Here is a 9,241-nt window from a genome sequence, read left to right as displayed (position 1 = left end):
ATTCAGAAAAACTGAATCGCTCTTTTTTATGCTTCTTCTATTTGTGGTGTAAGTGCTTGGACTTGTTCCGGCGTTAATTTTTTGACTTCTAGATAAAGTAGATGGTGACCATCTAATTCTTTTACGATAAATTCGTATCCTTGCTCATAAATTTTTTCACCTTCGACAACGTCAAAGTTTTTCGTCATGACCCAACCACCGATTGTATCAATGTCATCTTCTTCAATTGAAATGCCAAGGAAATCGTTAACGTTTTCGATCAGCATTTTCGCATCAAGAATGTAGTGGCCTTCTTTTACTTTACGCACTTCAGGAATTTCATCTGTATCGAATTCGTCGCGAATATCGCCGACAATTTCTTCAATGATGTCCTCAATTGTCACTAAACCAGACGTACCACCGTATTCGTCCATTAAAATGGCCATATGAATACGTTCACGTTGGATTTTTAATAAAAGATCGCTAATTGGTGCTGTTTCAAATACGCGAATAATCGGACGCATATATGTCGTAATCGGTTTATTACCGTTTACTTCTGGGTTTTTAATGTAGGCTGTTAATAAAGATTTCATATTAACAAGACCGAGTACATGGTCTTTATCGCCGTCGATAACGGGGTAACGTGTGTATTGTTCTACACCGATCACTTCAAAGACCTCTTTCAATGTAAGGTCTTTATCGATACCGACGATTTCTGTACGAGGTACCATGACTTCTTTGGCAGTGCGATCATCGAATTCGAAAATACTATTTACGTAACGATATTCAGACTGATTAATTTCGCCGCCTTTTAAACTATCTGACAATGTCAAACGAAGCTCTTCCTCAGACATGGCTGAGTCTCCTTCATTCATACCCTTTAAGCCAAACATCGCTGCAACACCTCGTGCAGAAACGTTTAATAGTTTAATGAATGGGAACATGACGTTGTGGAAAATAACGAGTGGTCTTGCAACGGCAAGCGCAACACCTTCCGCTTTTTGAATGGCAAGCGTTTTCGGTGCTAATTCACCCATGACAACGTGCACATATGTGACGATTGAGAATGATAGAATAAATGAAATTAACGTAATGATCGCTTCATTTTCAAGACCGACGAAGTGGAATAGAGGTTCGATAACAGCCGCAACTGCATCTTCCCCCAACCAACCTATAGCTAATGAAGTGATCGTAATTCCTAATTGGCAGGCCGATAAATATTCGTCTAAATTATCGACTACTTTTTTAGCGGTTATTGCCCGCTTATTTCCTTCAGCGACGAGCTGATTCACTCGAGTAGTACGCATTCTTACGAGCGCAAATTCAGTTGCGACGAAAAATGCGGAGATCGCGATTAAGACAGCTACTGCTGCCAACCGTATGGCTATGTCCAAAGACTTCCTTTGTCCTTAAAGCCCAAATGAGGGGAAGGACAAAGTGTACACCTCCTGTAATAAAAAATTAGTTAGTAAAAATAATAATAGAATACTTAGGAAGAAAATTCAAATATTCTATGCGGAAATAGCAGCTTCTTTACTATATGGTTAAAATAAAGTATTAATACGGAAAATTAAAAAAATATTGACAATTACAAAAACTCGGTGTAGCATGATAGGCAACTAATGAAAAGGAGGTATGTCACATGATTCATTTATACGTTTTTAATCATATCATGAACAATTTCACACATACTTCCGCACAACTCATTTAACTAGGCTTACGTGTGCAGAAGAACTCTCTGTACACTACTACGTTTCGGCACGCGCTCTCGTAGGAGTGCGTGCCTTTTTGTGTTGTGCGGGCATTTGAAAGGAGCACATTATGTTTGATATTTTTAAAAAGCTCGACTGGTTTTTCAAAGCGCAGTGGAAGCGATATACGATTGCGATTTTACTACTAGCGTTTTCCAGCGTGCTTGAAATCGTGCCACCGAAATTAATCGGCGACACGATTGATGCGATTTATCGCCAAGAATTAACGCGTGATTTGCTATGGCAATATAGCTTCTTTATGGTAGCTGTCATGGTCATCGGTTATATCACAAATTATATTTGGCAATATCAATTGTTCGGAGGCTCGAACATTTTAGAGTATGAAGTGCGTCGTACGCTCATGGGGAAGTTTTTACACATGGCGCCGCCGTTTTACGAGCGCAATCGTACCGGCGACTTAATGGCACGTTCGACAAATGATTTAAATGCTGTGTCAGAAACAGCAGGTTACGGCATTATGACGATGCTTGATTCTAGTTTTTATTTAGTAACGATTATTTTAATGATGGGCTTTGGCATCTCGTGGCAGTTAACGCTCGTGGCGATTTTACCGCTACCGTTTTTAGCGTATGCGATGCAGCTCATCGGTAAAAAAATTCATGAGCGTTTCGTCGCTGCACAAGCGGCATTTGGTGATATGAATGACCGCGTACTTGAAGCAGTTGAAGGCGTTCGCGTCGTGCGTGCATACGTGCAAGAGCGTGAAATGGAAGCGCAGTTTAACAATATGACGCAAGACGTATACGACAAAAATATGCAAGTCGAGCGCGTCGATGCACTGTTTGCGCCAATTAGTAAAATTTTAACGGCGATGAGTTATATGCTCGGACTCGGCTACGGTGCTTATCTCGTGTCAAAAGGGGTTATTACGATTGGTGAACTCGTGACGTTTAATGTCTATCTCGGTATGGTCGTTTGGCCAATGATGGCGATCGGCGAAATGATTAACGTCATGCAACGTGGGAATGCTTCGGCAGACCGTGTGCGCGAAACGTTAAACGAAGGAGAAGACGTACCTGATCCTACGTCACCAGTTATACAAGCATCACCTGAAGGCATCGTTTTTGACGGCGTGAACTTTACGTATCCGACCGCACGTACAACGAATTTAGTCGATATCGACATTACGTTGAAACGCGGTGAAACGCTCGGCATCGTCGGCAAGACTGGCAGCGGGAAAACGACGATCGTCAAGCAGTTATTACGTGAATATCCGTTAGGAGACGGAGATATTGCGGTAGGGGATGCATCGATTGCATCGCAGACGAAAGCACAAGTTCGTGGTTGGATTGGTTACGTACCACAAGAGCATATTTTATTTTCTCGTACAGTGCGTGAAAACATTTTGTTCGGGAAAGACGATGCAACAGAAGAAGAACTTCAAGCAGCGATTCGTATGGCCAACTTTGAGGAAGATGTGAAACGTTTACCACAAGGGCTTGAAACGATGGTCGGCGAAAAAGGTATTTCGCTCTCTGGTGGACAGAAACAGCGGATTTCAATTGCGCGTGCATTAATTCGGAATCCCGAAATCTTAATTTTAGATGATTCTTTGTCGGCCGTTGATGCAAAAACGGAAAGTACGATCATTCATAATATCCAAGCGCTTCGTAGGGATCAAACGACGATCATTATTACGCACCGCTTGTCAGCTGTCATGCATGCAGACCGTATTATCGTGCTAGAAGATGGACGTATGATTCAGCAAGGAACGCACGATGAATTAGTCGCGCAACGCGGCTGGTATCACGAGCAATTTGCATTGCAACAGCTAGGAGGTGAGCGTGATGCATAAAGGACGTTTATGGGGTTATGCTAAGTTGTATAAGAAACAATTGATCATCGGCGTATTGTTTTTACTCATTGCCGTTGGAGCAGATTTAGCAGGACCATTAATCGCTAAAGAGATGATTGACCGCTATATTACCGATGCGAAACAAAATGGCGTGCCGTGGCAACCATTTACGACGTTACTGGCGATTTTCTTCGGACTAGCCGTTGTGTCAGCACTTTTCCGCTACGCACAGTACATTTTATTACAATCTGGAGCTAATCATATTATTAAAAAAATGCGTAACGACGTTTATGAGCATATTAATCGCTTAACGATTCGCTATTTTGATAGCTTACCTGCAGGGAAAGTCGTATCGCGTATTACGAACGATACAGAGGCGGTACGTGATTTATTCGTGACAGTATTGTCGCAATTTGCCTCAAGTTTTTTAACGATTTTTGGCGTTTACATTTTACTGTTTATTTTAGATTGGCGTATGGCACTGATCGCATTATGTTTATTACCACCACTCATCGCGTTCGTTTGGTTTTACCATAAATTTGCGAAACGCTTTAACGAAAAAATTCGCACGCGCTTATCAGATATGAATGGGATGCTGAATGAATCAATTAACGGTATGACGATTATTCAAGCGTTCGGTCAAGAGAAAAAGATCGCCGCTGAATTTGAACAGATGAACAAAGAGCATTATGACTATCAAAATAAAATGTTGTCACTCGATGCGGCCACGACACACAATTTAATCGGCTTGTTGCGCTCATTCGTCTTCCTCGCGTTCATTTGGTATTTTGGGGCGCAAGCACTTGACGGTGTCGACACGTTTTCAGTTGGTCTATTGTACGCGTTTGTGGACTATATGACGCGTTTATTTAACCCATTTATGCAAATCGTCGGTCAGCTCAATCGTTTAGAGAAGGCGCGTGTTTCTGCGACGCGTGTGTTTGAGCTACTAGAATACGACGGTACCGAAGTGAGCAACGAGCATATGCCACGTTACGCGGGGCATGTGCGTTTTAACGACGTAAGCTTTGCGTATAAAGACGATGAATATGTGCTACAAAACATCGATTTTGAAGCACAACCAGGCGAGACGGTCGCACTCGTTGGGCATACTGGTTCGGGGAAAAGTTCGATTATGAATTTACTATTCCGCTTTTACGATGTATCAAAAGGGCGCATTGAGATTGATGGACGACCTATACAAGACGTTCCTGTGCAAACGATTCGAGAGCATATGGGCATCGTTTTACAAGACCCGTATTTATTTACCGGAACTGTCGCATCGAACATTAGTTTAGGTGATCCACGTATTTCGGACGAACGCGTAAAAGCAGCGGTTGAGGCAGTTGGAGGTTTAAAAGGCATTTCGCTTGATGACCCTGTCGTTGAACGTGGTGCGACGCTGTCATCAGGACAACGCCAACTCATTTCATTCGCACGTGCACTTGCCTTTGATCCAGCGATTTTAATTTTAGATGAGGCGACATCGAATATTGATTCAGAAACAGAGGAAATGATTCAAGGGGCGATGGACGTATTGAAAAAAGGGCGCACGACATTTATGATTGCGCACCGACTTTCTACTATTAAGAATGCTAACTTGATTTTAGTCCTAGATGCTGGTCGCATTGTCGAACGTGGGACTCACGAAGAGTTACTCGCAAAACAAGGAAAATATTATCAAATGTATCGTTTGCAGTCTGGTATCGAGCAAACTAATTGATATTTTTGAAAGCGCGGCGTAGCATGTATTACCGTGAACTTTAAAGAAAGCTGGTGGACGTAACGAACGGATTGAGAGATTGGAAGAATCAATTAAATTCTTTTAATCGAAATGTGAAATTGTTTATGTTTGGGAATGCGCTAATCCAAATCGGTATGGGGATTTTTAGCGTCATGTACAATTTATATATTCGCGAGCTCGGCCTTGCGGGGGAAGTAAGTGGTCACGTCATTGCGATGACGGCATTAGCGACAGCAATTATTTTAGTGCCGGCAGGAATTTTAAGCGATAAGGTCGGTCGTAAATGGATGATTATGATTGGTGCGGCATTAACCGCTGTTACATTAACGGTTCGTAGTGTAACAGCAACGGAACATACGATGTTAATCGGTGCCTTTTTAACAGGTCTCGTTTGGGCATTGCCACAAGTTGCAAGCGTACCGTATTTAGCAGAAAACTCAAGACCGAAAGAACGTATGCAGTTGTTTAGCGTACACTTTTCAATCGCAACGATTGCCGGTGTCATCGGTAATTTATTCGGTGGGGTGATCGCTGATACAGCGAGTCATATTTTCAATATTAGTGCAGCGGCCGGTATTCGCGTCGCGTTAATGACCGGTGTCGTCATTTTCGTGCTAGGGATTGTGCCGATGTTCTTTATGAAAAAACAAACGGAAGCGATAGATCCAGACAAACCGAAAGCACCACGACTTGTACAAGATCATCACGCTTCTGATTTTAAAAGTAACTTAAAAATTATCGTCTTATTTGGGATTGCACAGCTCGTGATTGGGACAGGATCTGGGCTCGTCATTCCGTATTTAAACTTATATTTCGCCAACCGTTTCGATGCCTCTAATTCTTACATCGGCTTCATTTTAGCGGTCGGTTCGGCGATGACTGCTGTGGCGCAGTTAATTGGACCAGCGCTCGTAAAACGTGTTGGGGAAGTGAAAGCGATTATTATGTTCCAATATGCGTCGATTCCGTTTTTATTATTAACGGCGTTTACGACAAATTTATGGGTCGCATCAATCGGCTTTTTATTCCGCCAAGCGCTTATGAATGCTGCATCACCTATTCAAAGTACGGTGGCGATGGATATCGTCCACGACAAATATAAAGGCCTTGCCAACTCGGTCAACCAAATGGTATTCCAAGTCGGCTGGGCCTCAATGGGGCTGCCGGCAACGATGCTCGTCAGCATATTCGGTAGCTACTACGGCTATGTATATACGTTTTTATTAACATCGGTGCTTTATTTAAGCGCCTCAACGTATTTCTATTTCATGTTCGGCAAACGTTTCAATCAGTTGAAAACTCAGTCGTAAACGTGAAAGGCCATTAACGCTTGAATTTCTTCAACGAGTTGTTCGTCGAGCACCGTTTCTTTCGGTGTTACGCACGTTAATGTACCGTCCGCATTATAAACGACTTCATAGTACGTGCGAGCGTTATAAAAAGTAAGTTGCCAGCCAGGTAGTTTTGAATTGTATAAAGGCTTAAATTTAAAATGTTGAATCATCGCATATCACTCCTCTCATTTGTAATAGTTTACCTATTTTTCAAACAATTTGCGAACGAGGGCTTTCGATATGCGATTTTTTTTGCCTCTGCTATAATGTGAACAGACAGTGAAACGATAAAAGAAAGGTGACGCATATGCTAGATTTACTGTGGAAAATTGTGATCATGGCAGTAATCGGTTCAGTGATTGGTGGTTTCACAAATCATATTGCGATTAAAATGCTTTTTCGACCGCTAGAGCCAAAATATTTATTTGGTCGTCGCTTACCGTTTACGCCAGGGATTATTCCGAAACGACGCGGTGCAATTGCGGAGCAGCTCGGTAAAACGGTCGTCAATTATTTATTAACACCAGAAATGTTTCGTAAAAAATTTTTCAATGCAGCTACACAACAAAAAGTAGAAGCAAAAGCGAATGAACTCATTCAACAATATGTATTTACAGAAGAAAAAACGTTACAAGATTGGTTGCGAGAAGCGGGTATCGCAAATGCACCACAACTCGTAGAAGATAAAGTGGACTTCATCATTGATACACAAATTAATAACTTTAAAAACGTGTTATCACAAGAAACGATTGAACAGTTACTACCTGGAAGCTGGAACGATAAAATCGACGGCAAAATTCCGGAAGTATCAAGTTACATTTTAAAACGTGGCGATGATTATTTTGCATCGAGTGAAGGTTATTTAACGATTAAAAATTTAATCGATAATTTCTTGAACTCAAAAGGGACGCTCGGTGGCATGATTCAAATGTTTTTAGGTGATAGCGACTCAATCGTGTTGAAAGTACAAAAAGAAATTCATAAATTTCTCGTTGCACCGTCAACATTTGATATGATTAATAATATTTTAACGAATGAATGGCAAAAATTGCGTGTCCAAACAGTACCGCAAGTTTTAGGTGAACTGGATTTCACATCGATTACATCAAGCATTCAACGATATGCGAAAAAAGAAATCGCGATTGAAAGCCGCCTCGATCAACCACTCGTTCACTACTGGCCAAATGGTGCAAACCACTTAGCTGAAAACGTCGTGCCACCTGTTGTCGATACGGCATTTGTTAAAATAGAGAAAAACTTAGAAATGATGATTGGCCGCTTAAATATCGAAGAGTTAGTCCGTGAGCAAGTGGATAACTTCCCATTAGAAGTACTTGAAAAATTAGTACTCGGTATTACAGGACGCGAGCTTAAAATGATCACTGTTCTTGGTTTCGTACTCGGTGGTTTCATCGGTATTTTCCAAGGCATTATTTCATACTTTATGTAAGGGAGACTTTATCCATGATTAACATTTATGACGATTTAAACAAATTAGAGGCGACATTCCGCCAAACAGAACAATTCCACGCATTACAAGAGGCAATTGAAGCAGTAAAACAAAACGAAGACGCCGTAAAATTATTCGCGAACTTCCGTGAATTACAATTAAAACTGCAAGAAAAACAATTTAAAGGTGAAGAAATCGGTGAAGATGAACTGCAATATGCGCAAAAAACAGCACAACTTGCACAACAAAACGAAGCGATTTCTAAAATGTTAATGGCTGAAATGGCATTAAGCGAGTTAGTACAAGAAATTAACCGCGTGTTAACAAAACCAATTCAAGCAATGTACGACGGTATTCAGTAATAAGAAAAAGGCAGCAGATATTATATCTGCTGCCTTTTTCTTATTTAAATTTTTTCAATCATCGTTCCGAAAATTACTTGTACGTTTGTCGTACCGCCACTTACATTTTCAAAACTTAAAGGCCCTAGAGGAATCCCCCATATGCGTACATAATCATTTTCTAGTATATCTCCAGATGTGCCGAACATAAAGAATTGATAAGAATTATCTTCATCGTCTATAACATGTGCAATTGTTAAGCTGCCATCGTCGTCTTCTTCAATAGAAACTACAACGCCGCTAAAAGAAAGTATTTTTTCATAATAAGGTGAAACGTTTTTATTTAAATGCTGAACTGTGACAGAATGATCCTCCGCCTTTTTTACAGCAGATATACTTTTTTTAGAAGTAGCAGGGAACCAATTAGGATGATCACTAATAAACATATATGATTCTGTAGCTAGCTCTAATGTGTCATCTGTTAAATCTGGTAACATCTCTTCTAAAATATCTTCAGTTGTATAAAGTTCTTCATCGTCGTCCGCATATTCCTCATCTTCATCTAAAGATGTATCATTTGCATCTTCATTAGTTTCTGATTTAGTATCATTATTTTTTTGAGTTGAAGTTGTGTTTGAAGTACTTTCCGCAGAAGAATCAGAGCTACAAGCTGCTAAATTAATTGCAGTAGCTAATAGTAAAGTACATAAACAAAGATTTTTAAATTCCATAACCTTTTGGCACCGTCAATAATTTTGTGTAAATGGCTCAACCCAAAATTGGTAGATCGTCACATTTAGCGATTAAACATCGCTTCTAATTCGGC

8 protein-coding genes are annotated in these 9,241 nt (G+C 40.7%); 5 read left to right on the top strand and 3 right to left on the bottom strand.

Features of this window, described 5'->3' with window-relative positions; translation table 11 throughout:
- Nucleotides 1-26: 26 nt before the first annotated feature.
- The gene (locus KMHG_RS13670) at nucleotides 27-1,373 is read right to left on the bottom strand and encodes a hemolysin family protein (protein ID WP_026022119.1); all 1,347 of its coding nucleotides are present in this window, start codon (nucleotides 1,371-1,373) and stop codon (nucleotides 27-29) included.
- Nucleotides 1,374-1,800: 427 nt separating this feature from the next.
- On the opposite strand from KMHG_RS13670, the gene KMHG_RS13665 reads away from it, so the two are divergent.
- From KMHG_RS13665 to KMHG_RS13655, 3 genes are all read left to right on the top strand, one after another.
- The gene (locus KMHG_RS13665) at nucleotides 1,801-3,546 is read left to right on the top strand and encodes an ABC transporter ATP-binding protein (RefSeq protein ID WP_010290333.1); all 1,746 of its coding nucleotides are present in this window, start codon (nucleotides 1,801-1,803) and stop codon (nucleotides 3,544-3,546) included.
- Nucleotides 3,539-5,269 carry an ABC transporter ATP-binding protein gene (locus KMHG_RS13660; protein WP_010290332.1) on the top strand — a complete coding sequence of 577 codons (1,731 nt, stop codon included), beginning with the start codon at nucleotides 3,539-3,541 and terminating at the stop codon, nucleotides 5,267-5,269. Before KMHG_RS13665 ends, KMHG_RS13660 begins: the two co-directional genes overlap by 8 nt.
- A 71-nt stretch (nucleotides 5,270-5,340) precedes the next feature.
- Nucleotides 5,341-6,600: an MFS transporter gene (locus KMHG_RS13655; RefSeq protein ID WP_026022118.1), complete on the top strand. Its 1,260-nt coding sequence runs from the start codon at nucleotides 5,341-5,343 to the stop codon at nucleotides 6,598-6,600.
- Here KMHG_RS13655 and KMHG_RS13650 read toward each other — a convergent pair.
- On the bottom strand, nucleotides 6,591-6,794 hold the full coding sequence (locus tag KMHG_RS13650; RefSeq protein WP_010290329.1) for a DUF5342 family protein: 204 nt from the start codon (nucleotides 6,792-6,794) through the stop codon (nucleotides 6,591-6,593). The two genes, KMHG_RS13655 and KMHG_RS13650, sit on opposite strands and share 10 nt — an antisense overlap.
- A gap of 137 nt (nucleotides 6,795-6,931) precedes the next feature.
- On the opposite strand from KMHG_RS13650, the gene KMHG_RS13645 reads away from it, so the two are divergent.
- Both KMHG_RS13645 and KMHG_RS13640 read left to right on the top strand, forming a co-directional pair.
- On the top strand, nucleotides 6,932-8,074 hold the full coding sequence (locus KMHG_RS13645; protein ID WP_010290327.1) for a DUF445 domain-containing protein: 1,143 nt from the start codon (nucleotides 6,932-6,934) through the stop codon (nucleotides 8,072-8,074).
- Between the two features lie 14 nt (nucleotides 8,075-8,088).
- Nucleotides 8,089-8,436, top strand: a complete 348-nt coding sequence (locus KMHG_RS13640) for a YlbF family regulator (RefSeq protein ID WP_010290324.1) — start codon at nucleotides 8,089-8,091, stop codon at nucleotides 8,434-8,436.
- Between the two features lie 44 nt (nucleotides 8,437-8,480).
- On the opposite strand, the gene KMHG_RS13635 is transcribed toward KMHG_RS13640, so the two are convergent.
- Nucleotides 8,481-9,146 (bottom strand): hypothetical protein, encoded by a 666-nt coding sequence (locus KMHG_RS13635; RefSeq protein ID WP_010290322.1) that lies wholly within the window; start codon nucleotides 9,144-9,146, stop codon nucleotides 8,481-8,483.
- Nucleotides 9,147-9,241: the final 95 nt, after the last annotated feature.

The sequence above is a fragment of the Kurthia massiliensis genome (assembly GCF_000285555.1).
GTDB lineage: Bacteria > Bacillota > Bacilli > Bacillales_A > Planococcaceae > Kurthia > Kurthia massiliensis.
Note: the sequence above shows the minus strand (reverse complement) of the source record. Positions and strands in the feature narration are given on the sequence as shown.